Source organism: Psychrobacillus sp. FSL K6-4615 (assembly GCF_038008225.1).
GTDB classification, from domain to species: domain Bacteria; phylum Bacillota; class Bacilli; order Bacillales_A; family Planococcaceae; genus Psychrobacillus; species Psychrobacillus psychrotolerans.
This window is the reverse complement of the sequence record NZ_JBBOYQ010000001.1, coordinates 57,987-75,293: the sequence shown is the minus strand read 5'-3', so window position 1 is coordinate 75,293 and position 17,307 is coordinate 57,987. Positions and strand designations below refer to the sequence as shown.

Below are 17,307 nucleotides of genomic sequence, written 5' to 3'. Positions count from 1 at the left end.
CGTACAATGAAAAGCCTTTTAACTAGGCTTAAAACTAAAAACTGTAAACTTCTTTCTTCAATACACCTACATATGGTAAGTTACGATACTTTTCTGCATAATCTAATCCGTATCCAACCACAAATGCATCTGGAACTTCAAAGCCTACAAAGTCTGCTTTTAAGTCTACTTTTCTACCAGTTGGTTTGTCTAACAAAGTAACAATTTTAATCGATTTTGCTTTACGATATTTGAAAAGGTCCACTAAGTAACTTAATGTCATCCCGCTATCGATTATGTCTTCGATTATTAAAATATCTCTTCCTTCCACACTTGTGTTCAAATCTTTTACGATTTTAACCTCTCCAGAAGAAACTGTTGCATTGCCATAACTTGATACATCCATATAATCCATTTCAATGTATGTATCCACACGTTTCATCAAATCAGACATGAAAGGCATTGCACCTTTTAAAATTCCAATTGCTAGTGGGTATTGATCCTTGTACTCTTCAGTTAATAAGGCTCCCAATTCACGTGTTTTTTGATTGATTTGTTCCTCAGATAACAGAACTTCTAAAATATCCTTTTCTAACATCATTAAATCCTCCTATGGCTTAATATCTCTTCACGTATAATACAAAATTTTGCGTAGTTCTATTCTTTTCAAGTTGCTGCCCGCAACGAAGACCTATTACAGCCATTATATCATTTTTAGCTGATATAAGTATTGGCCAACCCTCTCGTTTTTCACTCGAAATTTTTTCATCAATAAACAATCGTGAAACTTTTTTTGGAGTAGACATCCCTTTTAAATGTATTCGATCTCCTTCTATCTTCGTTCGTATAGAAAGAGGTAAAGAATCACTGTCCAATTGGATAAACCACTTTTCATCGGAAGGAATCTGCTCGTTTAAGTTTCTAGTCAAGTATATCGAATAACCAGTGCCAACTTCTACCCAACAGTCTTCATCAATTATTTGACTTTGAATTGGTAGAGACTTTAGGGGAGTGGAGGAAAACTGGATTTGACTGTAATGACGTATGAGGGAAAAATCTTTTGGTAAATGAATCACTGTATTCCCATCCTGCTCATTACAAGCAGTTAAAATAGATTCAATTAAGCGATTATTTAATAGCGCACTAGAGCTATCATACAGATACTTTAATAGTATTAGAATCACTCTTCTTTGTAAAGCAACTGGAATTCCCCTGAACTGCTTTGAATCCATAAAAAAGCTCGATTTACTTTTAACTGTCACAAGCTGGTCAAACTTCTCTTTTGCAAGTGTCTGTAAAAAGTGGTCATCTTGTTGTTGTTTTTCTACGAACGTCCGGATACTATCGGCCACATGTACATTTTCTTGACGCAAAAGAGGTACAACAGTATGGCGTAAACGATTTCTTGTATATGTATGTTTATCGTTACTGGGGTCATGTCTAAATGCTTGTTTTTGGAACTGAACATAATTCAAAATCTCTTCCTTCGTTACACATAGGAATGGACGAATGATGCTACCGTTTGAAAAAAGTCTTGTTATCGGTATTCCTGTAAGAGAAGATGCCAACGTCCCTCTTACCAATGACATTATTATTGTTTCTATCTGGTCATCTGCATGGTGACCGAATACTAGCTTATCAAAGTTTTCTTGTTTCATAACAGTATCAAAGTAAGCATACCTTTCTTCTCTACATATCACCTGAACATTTCCACCTTCTGCCTCGACTCTAGAAGGCACTTCCAGTGTAGTACCATAAAAAGAAATGTCTAATCGAATAGCTAATTGTTCAACAAAGTCCATATCTTCTGCCGACTCTGCCCCTCGAAGCTGGTGATCCGTATGAACAATACCCAGCTGTAAGTTATATAACTTCTTAAGTTCATGAAAGGTAAGAACCGCAGCAACCGAGTCTGCTCCTCCAGAACAAGCTAGAAGAAGACGATCACCCCTTTGTATTAGCTGGTACTTATCTATATATTTTTTTACTTTTAAAATGAAAGGATGCATTTTTCCACCTCTATTATTGGTCCCTCTCCTAGTGAATACCCGACCTGACGGGTCCGCACGATGAGGGTTATGCAGTCTAGGACACGATGTGCATCCTAGACTACCCTTCCCTATAGGAGCTTTCGCTTTTCTATTCTGTCTAGCTACAGCGCCTTGCCCCTCGGGTCACTTCAGAATTTCGAGAAAGGCAAGGTCGCCTTTCCACGAAATTCTTCCAGTGCCTGCCAGGGCAGACATAGGCGCTTTCGCTTTTCTATTCTGTCTAGCTACAGGTGCCAGCCTCTCGAGTCGCTTCAGACAAGCGGTTAAGGCAAAGTACGCCTTTACCGTTTGTCTTCCAGCGCTTGTCGAGGCTTACGGGCACCTTTCGCTTTTCTATTAGTGTACCATTCTTTCTTGGTGTTTGGCTGCTTGGCGCGGTGTGAATAGGGACCATTCTGGTACTACATGCTCTACATGCATGAAAATAACTGTGCGGTCGTCTCCTGGTAGTGAGTAAGTTTGTTCTAACATTTTCACAAAGCGTTCTGCATTCATCGTTGGGTCTTGTAGTATTTTTTGATAATATTGCTCTTGTTTCTCGACAGTCGTGTTTCCTGAGAATACACCGTCTGATAGCATAACCAATACATCTCCGTCTTTTATGTCCATTTTTCTGGCTTCTATTGAGAAGGTTGGTAGGAATCCGAATGGGACATGTTTGCTTTCTATTTTTCTCATTTCATTTCCGCGAATTAGATATGTCGACATACTTCCGGCCTTCCAAGACCACAATTCTCCTTTTTGCAGATCTATCAATGCAAGGTCTACAGTTGCATAGCTATCATTGTCGTTTTGTAGACTCATCATGTAGTGCAGTGTATGCATGGTTGTTTCTGGGTCCATTTTTTTATTTAAACACTCCCTCATGAACTGCATGACACGTCTACTTTCTCTATGCGCCTCTACATCATTCCCCATTCCATCTGATAAAATAACTGCCATCAATCCTGGATGCAATGGGAATACTGCATGAGCATCCCCCGAATAGATGGTGTTTTTACTTGATGATGTATACACATCATGTGTAAGTTGAAAACGAACAGACGATTTGCAAGTTAATTGAATATGCTCGTATGGGTGATGGATTTCTTTCATAGCTGTAATTTCAAACGGTTCGTTCAACAGGTCATATAATAATGGAACAATTAAACGTTCCCCTACCATTTTTGCTCTTGCTTCAATTGGTAAACAACAAACAATCTCCATTTGTCCTATCTCAATATTCAACACGTCTATTTGGAAGAAGGGAATATTTGCTTGTTGGAACTTTTCTTTAATCACTTCTTCATGAGAAGAATACATAGTTATATTATTTTCTAAATTGCTCATCAACCCACTCATGTGATTGCCCATGTCTTTCAATTTGAGCGCAAACATCTTCTTTCCATGCTGTAATTCATACGTGAGCTGTTGTTTAGCTTCTTTTTCCTTCAGCTCATGCATCACTTGTATTGGTTTTACGCATTTATATTGAATACGATTCTCTGTTTGCATTCTAGACTTTTTAGGTTGGTCTTCCCATTCCTTTATCAATACAGGCATACCATTGGATTTTTCTCCCCAACATTTTTCATATTGAAAGCATGAACGACAAATTGGGAGTGGCACTGTTTTTTCATCCTTTCTCAGCGCCTTCGAATCAAATTTCTCCGATATAAACCGAGTGATAAAGTCGACAAAATGCTGAAACTCTTGGAGCTGATGATTTACTTTTTCTGTCATCCACTTTTGTCTTCTTAAAAGAACACTTGTTGTATCAGGATACAATTGATCTTTCAATTGCTTAATCCACGCAGAAGGAACCATAAAGAATAATAGAGAGGCAATGACAAGTGATCCTATATACACAGAATCTAAAGGTAAGGTGCGATCATATAATATAAAGAAAAATGTAGCACCGAGCATACTAAACGCTTGCCACAGTCTCCCAAAAGGCTTATGAAGTCCTGCCAAGAAGCCAGTTACCGCGTAGACAGCAATCATACCGCTAAAGCTAAGCTTCGAAATACTTAATATTGTTCCAGAAAGTACGGCTACTACCGTTGCCAGTTGGACTCCTCCGATTGCCGCTGATACCGCTATGACCAAATGAGCCGCCATTAACGGAATTGATACGTAACCAAATATATACGAAGACATTCCAGTCAAGACAAGTGCTCCTATAAGTAATGCAGCACCCATTCTTTCTCCTGTCCACCTTTTGTGCAATAGGTCCGGAAAGGGAAGAAATAACTGAAACAAAAATATGGTCATAAATAGACTTAGTATGCCTTCATATCCAATGGCTAGCCAGATTGAAACTGGAATCTCTCCCCCATAAGAAACGAACTGCCACACAATTTGTATACATACGACATCTATTAGCACATATAAAGGTAGTGGGATCTTCCTAATAAATCGATTTTGATAAAACGGAAATAATAAGGCCTGCATAGCATGAATAATTACTTGTCCGAATCCGAGAGTAATGCTTCCTAGAATAGCACCTGCAACTGTCCAAGGTACGAAACGTTGAAACCTCAGATTAACCAGTGCCCAAAGAGGAAGGAAAAATGGAACCGAGGCCTCGAACAATACAACTTGTGCTAGAAAAAATGATAGAAGTAGAAAAATGATAGAAAAGAAAAGCGTTACTCTCTTGGCTTTGAAACCCTCCATAATCTTTCTTATCGATATACCGCGTTTTTGTTCCTGTTCGTAAACCTTCAAAGCGAATACCTCCTATTCAACTATTGATGGAAGTATACCTAGTATTACTACAAAAAGTATGTCTGTTTCTGACGTGAACTTAAAATAACTTTTCGACTTCATCAGCTAATAAATTAAATAATTTAAACATTTAAAACAAACTTTCTTTTAATCTTTTTAAAATTCTTTTAAAGAAGCATTGACACTTTGGCAAAACGCTTGTAATATATAATTTGTTCGTTAAAACGGCGGCCTAGCTCAGCTGGCTAGAGCGTACGGTTCATACCCGTGAGGTCGGGGGTTCGATCCCCTCGGCCGCCATATTTTACGGCCCCTTGGTCAAGCGGTTAAGACACCGCCCTTTCACGGCGGTAACACGGGTTCGAATCCCGTAGGGGTCATCTCAAAAAGCAGTTCCTAAGAATTTTAGGAACTGCTTTTTTATGTTGAAAAGTATGCAATTTGTCGAAGTTGTTTAAAAAGATTCCTTTTAACCTTACAAATGCAAGACCCTTCATAGACCCGAGATTTGTTTTCTATGGTGCGCATCATGCTCCAAAAAGTCTGTGAAATAACTACGAACAGTACACTCACTATTACCAATATAAAAAACTTTGTTCCAATCTATTTCATCAATTTGCTGAAGTTTTTCGATAATTTTTTGACGTTGTTTTTTGGCATAAGAAAGGGTTTCTTTAAATGTTTGTTCATGAGCAAGGGCTGCGGCCTTTGCGTTAAATGCTTCAAAATCAGGATACCCTTCACACCTTTCCCCTTCTTTCATATTTGGTAGGCGCTGTTCCACAGTAAATCGATCCCATTCTGCAAGATGCATCACTATTTCATTTGGGGACCATTTTCCATTCGTATATGGTGCAGTTGCTCTTATTTCGTCTAATATATATAAAGAATCCAGCCAATTGATATATTCATTATAAGATTTTAATAGTTCCTCTTTCGTCACAAGCTTAGCCCCCATTATTTATGAGTTTACCTAAAAATATTATATTTAAATAAATAGTCGTATGAGATATCAATAAACAAATATTCCCTATCGTTAAGTGGAATGGAGAATGTACGCATCATTTCTCCTGTTTCAATGTCGCTATACATGTCCGAAAATACACCACTTTGGTCATTACGCATTTTTATTATTGTTTTTAAGAAGTATGGACGCCAACTCCAATTTTTGTTGACAGCATCCTCTTGCACTGTCCAATTTTTGTCGACTTGCATAATATTAGGGGATAGTTGAAATCCATCTTCATTACAAATATATATTCGGAATGAGCAATCATTTAACTCTTCTGCAAGTAATAAAAGCTGCTCTATATTGTCACTCGTTGGATTTATATGTCCAATTGCTGTTTCTAACATATTCTGCAAATTTTTTAATTCATTATATTTCTCTTCAAGTAATCGCTTTTCTGTTGTTATAAATTGCTGAAACTTTTCTTTAAAATGATCTTTTAACAATTCTCTTGAAACTGTATCTGCTTGAGCTGTTGCTAGATATTTCCCCTGATAATATCGTCCGCCATTTTTCCAAGCAAATTGAAGTTGGTGTACACTATCGATCCCTTCAAACAGCATATTAGCCCCTATCTTCCGAGCAAGCGATCCTAAGGATGTAAATAAGTCATTTTGCGCACTCCAAGACTCATAACTCAATTTTTCTATATTTACTTTTAATATATTTGGTGACAACATTTTTATATAATCTATATGACTTTCCGAACCTACCTGATTTATAGCTATCTTTATACCGTAAGTACGGTAATATTTCAGTATATTACTAAGTTTACCAAAATCACCTTTATAATCATGTTCTGAAAGGACTAGTACAATTCTTGAAAGGGAGTCTTCTGAGACAAACTCATTAATAATATCTAAGTAACTCTCTCCATAGTCTAGTATTAGTAAATTCGCGTTGCACGGCAAGTATATATCATAGTCATTAGTCTTTTCCATTAACTCTGATAGAGCTAAGCGCAATATTTTACGTTCAACTTCTAATCGATACTCTACCGGAATATCCTCATCATATGCAAAGGTATTTAAATTTATAAGCCGCTCTTTGTTGACTAACTTTCCTAATACTTCATACGCAATTACAATATGTTCGTCCGCACTAAAAATTGGTTGATAATATGCTTTAACATGTTCTATATTCGTTAGTACATCCATTGCATCCATCTAATAACCTCCTTGAAAGTTCAAACATATCTATGTTTTTAATGTTACCTTACTTTAAGGATATGCTTAATCTTCTATTTTGTGTACAAAAAAAAGGTGTTAGCATAGCCCAACACCTTTTCATCTATATGACATTTTTTCTACCTATAAAACAGACAGCAAATTATCCTCTTTTAGCGCCTCTGCCACCGCGCTTAGATTCTGTCGCGCGCTTCAACGTAGACAAACGATCTTCGCTATCCTTCAAGAATCTAGTCATTTTTTGCTCAAAATTCTCTTTCATTGGACGATCGCGATCATTTGGACGATTATTACCACCACGTGGACGTTGAGGACGTTCGGGTCTCTCTGGTCTTTCCGCTTGAGGCTTTGCTTTTCGAATAGATAATCCGATTTTGCCATCCGCTTCAACATTCATCACTTTAACTTCAACCACATCTCCAACCTTCAGATGCTCATTAATATCTTTTACATAATTGTCCGCCACTTCACTAATGTGAACAAGACCTGTTGAGCCTCCTGGTAGTTCGACGAATGCTCCGAAATTTGTGATTCCTGTTACTTTACCTTCTACCTTGCTGCCTACTTCAATTGACATAAAAAAAATGCTCCTCCTTAAAATTTAAGCGACTCTTTTTTCGAACTTATACGCTTTTCCGTACAAATCCCTACCTTTATTATAGCTAACAAAAAAAGAGTGTCAATAAGACTACTCTTTTGCTTTTGTTTTTTAAAAGTTATTTTTCTTCTTTTCCAGGCAAAGTGAATATTATTTCACCCTCCTCAGAAAGGAAATATTGCTTTCTTAATAGTTTGCCAATGTACTCATCATCGTTAAGTTTTGAAATTTGCACTTTAAGAATTTCTTGCTCTTCCTTAACTTGTTCCAACTCCTGAGCCACTTGCTCTTTTTGTAATTGTTTTTCTTCATATGCACTTTTGCTATTCAATAGGGTAGATACTAATAATCCAACTAAAGCAAAAGATAAAATTGTAAATAATACTAATCGTCTAGCTAAACGAACCTTTTTTGCTTTGATCCGATTTTCTTGGCGTTCGATAGAGCGAACATAATCAGTATTAATCGATGCAATTTGTTTCCGTGTAGGTATGTTTCTTTGCTTCTCTCCCATTTTGCTCTCTCCTATCAAACTATTTCAATTTTTTTGTGTACTTTCTATTATAACGGAAGTTTGGCTTTTTCTGAAGGGCCAAATGCCACGTTTTTCGAAATATATATTGAAATGGTTTTAAGATGAAGGAGATGAGCATCCAAATAAGATGAATAACTTTATTAATAACTATCCAAATGAAATGAATTATCCACCAAATTGGTTGGATGATCAAACGCAAGATAATTCTACCTGTTAAACGAAACACTGGCTGAAATAATTGATCGTATAAGAGAATACCTACTATTTGTGCCAATGGGTCGTAAATTCTCCATACGCCATCCCGCACATCAAAAAGTATATAAAATGAGCCTAAACCCAGTGCGATCCAAACAAATACCTCCAGCACTACACGATATTTATAAACGTAGGAACGCCTCGGGAAACTTTCCGTTATAAAGCGCGTTCCTTCGATTATTGCCCCTACCAATACCCCACTACAGACCATTAGTAATAGACTAAAGAATTGTAATGAGAGTGTCATCCGAATAATTTATGAAGTAATCCTCTAGCTCCGTCTAAACTTTGCTCATCATCATATTGCATTGCCCGAACGATTCCTTCCAAAGTTAATAATCCTTTATCAACATCAAGATGGACAATTTTTAAGTCTTCTCCTTTGATGTGAAGTATACCTTGAGAAGTTCTCACATAAAATTCTTGTTGATCAAATTTTTCAATAGATTTTACAGACGTTAAGTCCATGCGCTTACGATTTCTAAGCGAAATCAAATGGTCCCCCGATGGAATAGTAATTGTTTGATTTTCTGCTTGATATTGCATATATACTCTCTCCTCTCTTGTCCTATTTTATTGTATGCTCCAAAAAAAAAAGCATGACAAACTACCATGCTTTTTTTCACAAGAAACTATTTAATTTCTATTTGGTACTTCTCTAGATTCTAGAGTACCTGAATACTAAAGAATTAGATCTATGGAATAATAATACTACTACTGATTTCCGTTACAGGTGGAGTTCAAAGGCTAAGAGCGCCACTCGTGTGGCAACGCCTTCGTGACCAACATCCTGTTGGCCTCCGAGGGGTGAGCGATGAGCTATCACCGTCGGAGTCGCCACCTTTCACTACAATCATTTATGTGAGTAGTACATTACTATAAGATAGAGCATAGCCTATCGCTTAGATGAGAAGAGTAACCAAAGCAATTATAATAAATAACCGTCTGTTGAATTAGGAATACATTTTATCATGAAGGATGAAGAAAGTAGATTTTCTATTATCTAGTGGAAATCTAGAGAAATAGTAAGTGTATAGCCCATAGAGAAGAGAAGTAGCTCACGAAATTGTATCTTCGTGAGTTTCCTCTTTAAGTAGGAAAGTATTATATCTCTAGTTATCTCAAAATGCACTAACCTGTTTCTAAGAGTTATAGAAGGACGGCGGACAGACAAACGCCATAAAATTATCAATAGAAAAAGAGGCATGATGTGACTTCTGTCACAACCACCTCTTTAAAGATTCACTCGGTAATAATGTAGCGACCCGCCAGTCCAAAGCCATTCGAATACTACAGAAACAGGTTTAGACGTAAAATATCTAACTAATCTTCATCATCAATAAATTCTGGATCTACTTTTTCTAATCTCTCTTCTTTTATAATTGTAAACATCAATGATGCCTCTTCTTTTTTCGCAGAATCTCTAACCGCATCTACCGTTGCAGTTACTACTTTTTGACCAAATCTAATGGACAATTCATCCCCAGCTTTTACATCTGCGCTTGCTTTTGCTACTTTGCCATTAATCGTTATTCTACCTTGGTCCGCTACTTCTTTCGCTAATGTTCTACGCTTGATAAGTCTGGAAACCTTTAAGTATTTATCTAATCTCATTTCGTCACTGCCCTTCTACTTTTTTAGCTTCTTTCCAAAAGATATCTAACTCTTCTAAAGTATAGTGAGAAAAGTCTCCTTTTCCACTCTTCACACTTCTCTCTATAAATTGGAATCTGCTTTTAAACTTTTTATTAGCCTGAATCATTGCCTGCTCGGGAGATAAACTATAAAAACGCGCTAAATTTACAATAGTAAATAGCAAATCACCTAATTCATCTACTTGCGAATCTTTTGTACCCTCCGCTAATTCTTTCTTCCATTCGCCGAGCTCTTCCTCAAACTTTTCCCAAGCCCCTGAAACGTCTGGCCAGTCAAAACCAACCTTCGCAACTTTCCTTTGATAATTAAAAGAAGTAAGCAAGGAAGAATCCGCTCGCATTTCTCCTTCTAATAAAGAATCACCAGAATCTCTTTTTTCTTCTGCCTTTATTTGTTGCCAATTACGGAGAACGTCTTCCGTGCTATCTACTGCTACTTCACCAAATACATGAGGGTGTCTACGAATCATTTTGTCAGAAATAGCATTTAATACGTCTTCCATACTAAAATATCCGTTATCTTCTCCTATTTGTGCATGTAAAAACACTTGTAACAGAACGTCGCCTAATTCTTCTACAATATGATCATCGTCTTCCTCGTCAATCGCCTGTAGAAGCTCATACACCTCTTCTACAGCGTATTTCTTTAAGGTTGTATGTGTTTGTTCCTTATCCCACGGACACCCGTTAGGACCCCTTAGTTCAGAAACAATTTGACGAAGTGTTTGCCACTCTTTTAAGCGATCTTCTTTTTTATAGATTGGCGGAACGTATAATGTAGTAAGATTATCTAACTTCATCACTCGGTCCAGTTCAAATAACGGGACCTTCGTTAAACTTTCTGTAGCAGACCCTGCAGCAGTTACAATCGTTACCTCATAGTCGTCAGGATACTTTTCCATTAGAGTTAGTTTTACTTCGGAAGCACTAAATGCATCATATACTTGTCCAATTAGCACATGTGCATTCATTTGAACTTCATCACGCTTAAAGCTTGTTCCGTCTAGTAATTGAAACCCTTCAATGGGATCAATCCGTAAAGCGCCAAAAATGGGGTCTAGAAAACTTTGTCCACCTTCTATACGGATTTTAACTTCCCCTTGTTTTTCCGCTTCAATTAAGAGCTGAACTGTTTGTTCGGCAACTAATGGATGTCCAGGTACTGCGTATATAACTGGTTGTTCTTGTGCGTATTCTAGAAGCCGTTTTACAATTTCTTCATAGACACCTTCGAATTGATCATTATTTTCGTACACTGTATCGAAACTAGTGAAGGAAAGTCCTTCTGCTTTTAGCTCTTCTAAAACTGGGTGCTGCTCCGTCCGAACATACAAGTACTCAGCTGTTTTTAACTTTTTATATATACCTAATGGCAGCTGATCTAGGTCACCCGCTCCAAGACCAATAATCGTAATTTCATTCATATTACTCACAACCTTACTTTTCTTTATTTAACCAAAGCTGAAAAGTCGCCATTCGTCTACCAAATGGCAATAAAAACCACTCTTTCTCTGCTATCACACGATCTTTTGCTATACTTACTAAAAAAATTGCCGCACCCAACATAACTGCAGTTAACGAAATGATAACCGATTGTATTCTACTAGAAATATTATCAAATAACACGGCATCAGCCAATACTACATAAGCAACAACACAAACGATCATTAATAGGGAGGCTTTTGTAATCCCTTTATAGAAAACTGCAGGAGCAAATTGGATATTCCAAGTCTTTTTAAAATAATAACACATCAACACATAGATAATCGCTAAACTAACATTACCTGAGATAGCTGCTCCTAATACTCCATAAGCGGGGACCAGTAAACTATTTAACAACCACTTACACAAAACTCCAAGCAGCAAGAAAAACGTAGGTATCTTCACCATTCCACTGCCCTGTAACATTGCCATTAATGTTAGTATTAAAGACATCCATACAATTTGAAAAGAAAAAACCATTAACGTCATAGATTCCTCTTTTGTTTGAAATAGCATCTCGTTTACATATGGAAGTACAACAATTAGCCCTAGAGCTGCCGCAATTCCAAAAGTAAATGCTACTCGGTATGTTAGTTGCATGAAAGGCACTGCTGTTCTTCCCGAGTTTTTACCCATCCGGTGCGCTACCAGAGGAACGATTGCTAAAGAAAGCGTAGACGCTATGACAATACCTAATTGGACAAGTGGTTGTCCTCGGTCATAGACGCCTTTTTTCTCCATTGCCTGTTGTCTTTCCATACCACTTTCCATCAGGACTTGAAAGACTGTAAACGAATCGACTAGCTGAAACAGTAAGAATAATAGTGCACTTATACTAGCACTTAAGCTCAGTAGCGTTAAGTTCTTTATAATTGGCCACACAGGTACATTTTGTTGAGCCTTTTCAGTCTTTGTATGTTTCATCGATTTCCAATAAATAAAGGATAGTAGTACGACGCCAGCTAATTCACCTGCCACTGCACCATACATAGCCATACTTCCCGCCTTATATAGATCAAAACTTGTAGACACGATAATCCAAGTACCAAATAATATGACAAAAACACGCACTGCCTGTTCCAACACCTGTGCATAAGCCACTGGCTGCATGCGCCCATCCGATTGAAAATCCCCTTTTAATACAGCAAGCATGGGCATTAGTAAAATGACGAAAGAACCAGCTTTTAATAACTGCGCAAGATTTGCATCACCCATAGCTTCAGCTAAGAATCCAGCTCCCATAAACAATAAAATAAAAAATAAAATAGAAATAAATCCTATATAATAAAAAGTAATTTTTTTTATCCTTGGAATAGCATACTCTTTTCCAAGCGCTTTATAATCCGATAGTATTTTAGACAACGCAACTGCGAAACCAAACGATGTCCAAGTAGTGATAATGCCAATGAATGGATACACTTGTTGGTATATATAAAATCCTTCATCGCCTACTAGATTTTGAAAAGGCACCCGATAAACCGCACTTAGTAACTTGACGATAATAGCAGCAATCGTCAGCATAGCTGCACCCTTCATATAAGTTTTCATATTCCAGTCATTACTCATAACCAATCCTACTCCCATAATACGATAGGAATAGTATACCAAAAAAAATCTTCCTCTTTTGTAGAAGAGGAAGATTTTATTAACTTTCCATTTGTTTTGCCAAAAAGTTTGCTGCAGTTTCAATTGCTTTTAGTTCAGCTTCGCCTATAAAATGTACTTTTGAAATAATGAGTACAGCTCCAATTGGATCCCCCGAAGCAATAATAGGGGCAATACAATATGATTTTACAGTTTCAACTACTCCAGGAATCCACTCAACTGAGTTTTCATGTTTCTCCATTACGATAGAGCGCAGACCTATAATGTCTTCAATCCCAGGACTTAACCTACGATTCAAATAATCCTTCTTTGAGAGTCCCGCTGCTGCAATCATTTCGTCACGGTCACATATTAATACTGGAGTACCTAAAGTTTCATATAAGGTTTCCGCGTATTCTTTCGCAAAATCTCCAAGCTCACTAATAGGTGAATATTTTTTTAAGATTATTTCTCCTTCTCTATCCGTGAAAATTTCCAATGGATCTCCTTCTCGGATTCGAAGGGTTCGACGTATCTCTTTGGGAATTACTACTCTACCTAAATCATCAATACGACGTACGATGCCTGTTGCTTTCATGTAATATGCCTCACTTTCGACAGATTGGAAACTAAAGTTCATTTCTGCCATAGTATGCATCATGTTAGCCAAAAATATGCAAAGACCTATTTAACGTCTGCTATTTCTTTTTTAGATTCAGGCAAAAGTCTCATCATTTCTTCCAATACATCAAATGGATTAAATTTACCTGTTTTACGTTCATCAATTGTCAGTACTAAACTACCGTTATCCATATTAAAACCAACCGCACGTCCATACTTCATAGATTCTTCTACCAGTTTCGCTCCATTAATATCCCTTGTTCCTTCTGCACTTATAGAAATTGATATAATTTTGTTTACTTCCTTAATAGACTCTACTCCTACTTCTATGCCCCAAATTTTCATACGGGCTATACGAAGTAATTTTTCTGCTTCGAGAGGTATATCCCCGAACCGGTCTTGGAATTCATCTAGGAGATCAAAATATTCCTCTTCTTTTTCCATTGCTTTAACACGTTTATACATTTGGATCTTTTGGTATCCATCAGGAATATATTCATCGGATATATAAGCATCCGTAGATAGGACAATTTCCATATCTGGTATATCTTCTTTTTTAATACCAGTACGTTTTTCCGCAATAGCTTCTTCTAACATTTGTGTATAAAGGTCAAACCCAACTGAGTCAATAAAACCATGCTGTTGAGAGCCCAATAGGTTTCCGGCACCCCGAATAGATAGATCACGCATTGCAATTTTAAAGCCAGAACCAAGCTCTGTAAATTCTTTTACAGCCTGCAATCGTTTTTCTGCGACATCCGTCAAAACTTTATCTCTTTGATGCATTAAATAAGCATAAGCAACACGATTAGATCGTCCTACCCGACCACGTAGTTGATATAATTGGGAAAGTCCCATTTTATCAGCGTCTTGAATAATAAGTGTATTTACATTTGGGATATCGATACCTGTTTCGATGATGGTCGTAGTAACTAAAACATCGTATTCTCCCTCTATAAAGCTAATGATAACGGACTCTAATTCCGTTTCACTCATTTGTCCATGTGCAAATCCTACCCTTGCAGTTGGAACTAACATTTGTATTTCATCGACTTTTCTCGTAATATCTTCCACTCGATTGTATAGATAAAATGCCTGTCCCCCGCGAGCAAGTTCTCTTTCAATTGATTCACGGACTAGCCCACTATTTTGCTCCATCACATAGGTTTGAACCGGGAAACGGTTTTTAGGGGGAGTTTCAATGACAGAAAGATCACGTACTCCAATCATCGACATATGTAATGTACGAGGTATAGGTGTAGCTGTTAACGTCATGACATCTACATTTGTCTTCATTTGTTTAATCCGTTCTTTATGTTTAACTCCAAATCGTTGTTCCTCATCCACAACTAAAAGACCTAGGTCGTGATACTCCACGTCTTTGGATAGAATTCTATGCGTACCTACCACTACATCTACTAGTCCTTTTTTCAACCCACTAATTGTTTCAGTTTGTTGTTTTTTGTTGCGGAAGCGGCTTAGTAGACCAACTTCAATCGGAAAATCTTGAAAACGTTCTAACATAGTCTCATAATGCTGTTGGGCCAATATAGTTGTTGGGCAGAGAAAGGCTACTTGTTTACCTTCCATGACGGCTTTAAATGCTGCTCTGATGGCAACTTCCGTTTTTCCATAACCTACATCTCCACAGACTAGACGATCCATTGGTCTAGGTTTTTCCATATCCTTTTTCACTTCTATTATAGTACGAAGCTGATCCTCCGTTTCCTCATAAGGAAACGCTGCTTCAAAGGACTGCTGCATATCGCTATCTGGTTCAAATGCATAACCTACTTCTGCTTCCCGTTTTGCATAAAGCTTTATTAACTCATCCGCAATATCTTGAACTGCTGCTGATACCTTTGTTTTGGTCTTCTTCCAATCTGCTCCGCCTAGCTTATGAAGTTTTGGATCTTTTTCACCAGATGCCACATACTTTTGAATAAGATCTATTTGATCAACAGGAACAAATAATTTGTCCTCTCCACGATAACGAATATGAAGATAATCTTTGTGAACTCCATTAACATGCAATGTTTCGATTCCAATATATTTCCCAATACCATGATGTATATGTACAACGTTATCTCCTGGTTTTATCTCGGAGTAACTTTTTATACGCTCCGCATTCGTTACCTTTTGAGCTCTCGTTTTTTTCTTATGCTTTTGTTTAAACAACTCAGAGTCGGTAATAACAGCTATTCTTTGTAACGGAAGTTCAAAACCAGCTTCTAAATCTCCCTCTATGATAAAAATACCAGGTGACATCATATCATTGGCTGAAGCACCTAGTTGTGAGGGAATCTCATAATCTTCTAACACTTCATGTATTTTTTGGATGCGATCTTTCCCATCCGCTAGTATAAACAAGCGGAACTTTCCTTGCGTAAATCGCTCGATTTCATTCTTCAATAAATGCATTTGTCCATGGAAGTTTTGCATTGGCTTACAAGAGAAACTAATATTCTTTTTAATCGAAATTCCTGAAAAAGTACGAGAGAATAACGAAAAGTATAGCTTTTCGTTAGAAAACATCTGGATGATTTCTTTTAGATTAAAAGAGGGTTTTACACGGTGTACAGTTTTACCTTCTTCTAATAATGAAAGAATCCAATCATTTTCCTCTCTTTCTAAAGTCTCTGTTACTTCTTGAATTCTTCCAAGCTCATCAAATAAAACGGTTCCATTTTTGTTAAAGTAGTTCCCTAAAAAACTACTAGTCTCTTCCAGCAAGGAAACATATTTCATATACTCTTGCGGTTGTTCGCCTTGCTTTAACAACTCAATATCTTGCTGAATATTTTGGTAGAAGAGATCCCTTACTTCTGGTATTTTAACTTTTTCTAGACTTTCGGCTAATGCCTCTTCTAATTTCTCTGCTAACAGCATTTTTTTCTCTTCAGTTAACACAAATTCTGTAGCGGGTAAAATTCGTATATCTTTTCGTTTTTCCAACGAGCGTTGGTCTTCTGCAGAAAAGGTCCGAATAGAATCCACTTCTGTATCAAATAGTTCTATACGAATAGGATTTTCTAGATAAAGTGGATAAATATCGATTATTCCTCCGCGTATAGCGAATTCTCCAGGTGCTGTCACCATAGACTGGCGTACATACCCCATATTTACAAGCCTTTGTAAAAAGGAATCTAAACTGATCTCTTCCCCTTCTACAATCGATATGCTACTAGCTTGCCAGTCTTTTTTGGAGGGCATATGTTTTTTTAACCCCGCAATAGGAACGATATAAACACCTTTATCATGTGTTAACATATGATCTATTGCTTCTAGTCTTTGTGCACGAAGTTCTGGACTGGCAACAGATATATCAGCTGCAATTAACTCATCCGCAGGATATAAACGTACATGGTCCTCCCCAATTAGTTTTACTAGATCCTCTGTTAGTTTTTGAGCATGCAAAAGGTTAGGCGTTACGATTAGTATAGCTCCCTGCCTTGTGTTATAAAGCATATTAGTAAAGACAGCTCTAGCACTAGGAGTAAGACCGGTTAATAACTGTTGGTCTCTACCACTCTCTAATTCGTTTACTAGCTTTTGTATTTGTGTGTCTTCCATCAATAAGTTACTTAAAGGTTCCATCTGTATACCTCCAATCTAAATAGAAAAAGGCTTTGTGCACGAAAT

The 17,307-nt window shown here is 37.2% G+C and carries 14 protein-coding genes and 2 tRNA genes; 2 read left to right on the top strand and 14 right to left on the bottom strand.

The genetic code is table 11. The annotated features are described in order from the left end of the window. Positions 1 to 34: 34 nt before the first annotated feature. The 3 genes from hpt to MKX53_RS00345 all read right to left on the bottom strand — a co-directional run bounded on the left by hpt (position 35) and on the right by MKX53_RS00345 (position 4,739). Positions 35 to 577: a hypoxanthine phosphoribosyltransferase gene (gene hpt, locus MKX53_RS00355; RefSeq protein ID WP_093538651.1), complete on the bottom strand. Its 543-nt coding sequence runs from the start codon at positions 575 to 577 to the stop codon at positions 35 to 37. Between the two features lie 19 nt (positions 578 to 596). After that, on the bottom strand, positions 597 to 1,988 hold the full coding sequence (gene tilS, locus MKX53_RS00350; protein ID WP_340908271.1) for a tRNA lysidine(34) synthetase TilS: 1,392 nt from the start codon (positions 1,986 to 1,988) through the stop codon (positions 597 to 599). Between the two features lie 378 nt (positions 1,989 to 2,366). Next, entirely contained in the window at positions 2,367 to 4,739 is a 2,373-nt protein-coding gene (locus tag MKX53_RS00345) for a SpoIIE family protein phosphatase (RefSeq protein ID WP_340908269.1), read from the bottom strand. A 226-nt stretch (positions 4,740 to 4,965) separates the two neighbouring features. Here MKX53_RS00345 and MKX53_RS00340 point away from each other — a divergent pair. Beyond that, a tRNA-Met gene (locus MKX53_RS00340) sits at positions 4,966 to 5,039 on the top strand. A gap of 8 nt (positions 5,040 to 5,047) precedes the next feature. Then, a tRNA-Glu gene (locus MKX53_RS00335) sits at positions 5,048 to 5,119 on the top strand. Between the two features lie 113 nt (positions 5,120 to 5,232). On the opposite strand, the gene MKX53_RS00330 is transcribed toward MKX53_RS00335, so the two are convergent. The 11 genes from MKX53_RS00330 to mfd form a co-directional block, all read right to left on the bottom strand. Further along, positions 5,233 to 5,682, bottom strand: coding sequence for a DinB family protein (locus MKX53_RS00330; RefSeq protein WP_340908268.1), 450 nt, complete (start codon positions 5,680 to 5,682; stop codon positions 5,233 to 5,235). A 26-nt stretch (positions 5,683 to 5,708) separates the two neighbouring features. After that, positions 5,709 to 6,914, bottom strand: a complete 1,206-nt coding sequence (locus MKX53_RS00325; RefSeq protein WP_340908266.1) for an EAL-associated domain-containing protein — start codon at positions 6,912 to 6,914, stop codon at positions 5,709 to 5,711. 163 nt (positions 6,915 to 7,077) lie between these two features. Beyond that, complete coding sequence (locus MKX53_RS00320; protein WP_093496479.1) at positions 7,078 to 7,512, bottom strand: S1 domain-containing RNA-binding protein; 435 nt, start codon at positions 7,510 to 7,512, stop codon at positions 7,078 to 7,080. Positions 7,513 to 7,651: 139 nt separating this feature from the next. Then, positions 7,652 to 8,047 (bottom strand): FtsB family cell division protein, encoded by a 396-nt coding sequence (locus MKX53_RS00315; RefSeq protein WP_093538646.1) that lies wholly within the window; start codon positions 8,045 to 8,047, stop codon positions 7,652 to 7,654. Between the two features lie 19 nt (positions 8,048 to 8,066). After that, positions 8,067 to 8,570, bottom strand: coding sequence for a spore cortex biosynthesis protein YabQ (gene yabQ, locus MKX53_RS19665; RefSeq protein WP_350474192.1), 504 nt, complete (start codon positions 8,568 to 8,570; stop codon positions 8,067 to 8,069). Further along, the gene (yabP, locus tag MKX53_RS00310; protein ID WP_093538644.1) at positions 8,567 to 8,869 is read right to left on the bottom strand and encodes a sporulation protein YabP; all 303 of its coding nucleotides are present in this window, start codon (positions 8,867 to 8,869) and stop codon (positions 8,567 to 8,569) included. Before yabP ends, yabQ begins: the two co-directional genes overlap by 4 nt. A gap of 777 nt (positions 8,870 to 9,646) precedes the next feature. Continuing rightward, positions 9,647 to 9,937 carry an RNA-binding S4 domain-containing protein gene (locus MKX53_RS00305; RefSeq protein WP_093538643.1) on the bottom strand — a complete coding sequence of 97 codons (291 nt, stop codon included), beginning with the start codon at positions 9,935 to 9,937 and terminating at the stop codon, positions 9,647 to 9,649. A gap of 4 nt (positions 9,938 to 9,941) precedes the next feature. Further along, complete coding sequence (gene mazG, locus MKX53_RS00300) at positions 9,942 to 11,402, bottom strand: nucleoside triphosphate pyrophosphohydrolase (protein ID WP_340908264.1); 1,461 nt, start codon at positions 11,400 to 11,402, stop codon at positions 9,942 to 9,944. Positions 11,403 to 11,415: 13 nt separating this feature from the next. After that, the gene (locus MKX53_RS00295) at positions 11,416 to 13,026 is read right to left on the bottom strand and encodes a putative polysaccharide biosynthesis protein (RefSeq protein ID WP_340908262.1); all 1,611 of its coding nucleotides are present in this window, start codon (positions 13,024 to 13,026) and stop codon (positions 11,416 to 11,418) included. A 79-nt stretch (positions 13,027 to 13,105) separates the two neighbouring features. Further along, positions 13,106 to 13,642, bottom strand: coding sequence for a stage V sporulation protein T (gene spoVT, locus MKX53_RS00290; protein ID WP_340764319.1), 537 nt, complete (start codon positions 13,640 to 13,642; stop codon positions 13,106 to 13,108). An 86-nt stretch (positions 13,643 to 13,728) separates the two neighbouring features. Continuing rightward, positions 13,729 to 17,262, bottom strand: coding sequence for a transcription-repair coupling factor (gene mfd, locus MKX53_RS00285; protein ID WP_340908259.1), 3,534 nt, complete (start codon positions 17,260 to 17,262; stop codon positions 13,729 to 13,731). Positions 17,263 to 17,307: the final 45 nt, after the last annotated feature.

What these genes read in the sequence shown, in the direction of transcription:
- hpt (WP_093538651.1), bottom strand. Translation starts at nt 577, where the DNA reads ATGTTAGAAAAGGATATTTTAGAAGTTCTGTTATCTGAGGAACAAATC.
- tilS (WP_340908271.1), bottom strand. Translation starts at nt 1,988, where the DNA reads ATGCATCCTTTCATTTTAAAAGTAAAAAAATATATAGATAAGTACCAG.
- MKX53_RS00325 (WP_340908266.1), bottom strand. Translation starts at nt 6,914, where the DNA reads ATGGATGCAATGGATGTACTAACGAATATAGAACATGTTAAAGCATAT.
- MKX53_RS00320 (WP_093496479.1), bottom strand. Translation starts at nt 7,512, where the DNA reads ATGTCAATTGAAGTAGGCAGCAAGGTAGAAGGTAAAGTAACAGGAATC.
- MKX53_RS00315 (WP_093538646.1), bottom strand. Translation starts at nt 8,047, where the DNA reads ATGGGAGAGAAGCAAAGAAACATACCTACACGGAAACAAATTGCATCG.
- yabQ (WP_350474192.1), bottom strand. Translation starts at nt 8,570, where the DNA reads ATGACACTCTCATTACAATTCTTTAGTCTATTACTAATGGTCTGTAGT.
- yabP (WP_093538644.1), bottom strand. Translation starts at nt 8,869, where the DNA reads ATGCAATATCAAGCAGAAAATCAAACAATTACTATTCCATCGGGGGAC.
- MKX53_RS00305 (WP_093538643.1), bottom strand. Translation starts at nt 9,937, where the DNA reads ATGAGATTAGATAAATACTTAAAGGTTTCCAGACTTATCAAGCGTAGA.
- mazG (WP_340908264.1), bottom strand. Translation starts at nt 11,402, where the DNA reads ATGAATGAAATTACGATTATTGGTCTTGGAGCGGGTGACCTAGATCAG.
- MKX53_RS00295 (WP_340908262.1), bottom strand. Translation starts at nt 13,026, where the DNA reads ATGAGTAATGACTGGAATATGAAAACTTATATGAAGGGTGCAGCTATG.
- spoVT (WP_340764319.1), bottom strand. Translation starts at nt 13,642, where the DNA reads ATGAAAGCAACAGGCATCGTACGTCGTATTGATGATTTAGGTAGAGTA.
- mfd (WP_340908259.1), bottom strand. Translation starts at nt 17,262, where the DNA reads ATGGAACCTTTAAGTAACTTATTGATGGAAGACACACAAATACAAAAG.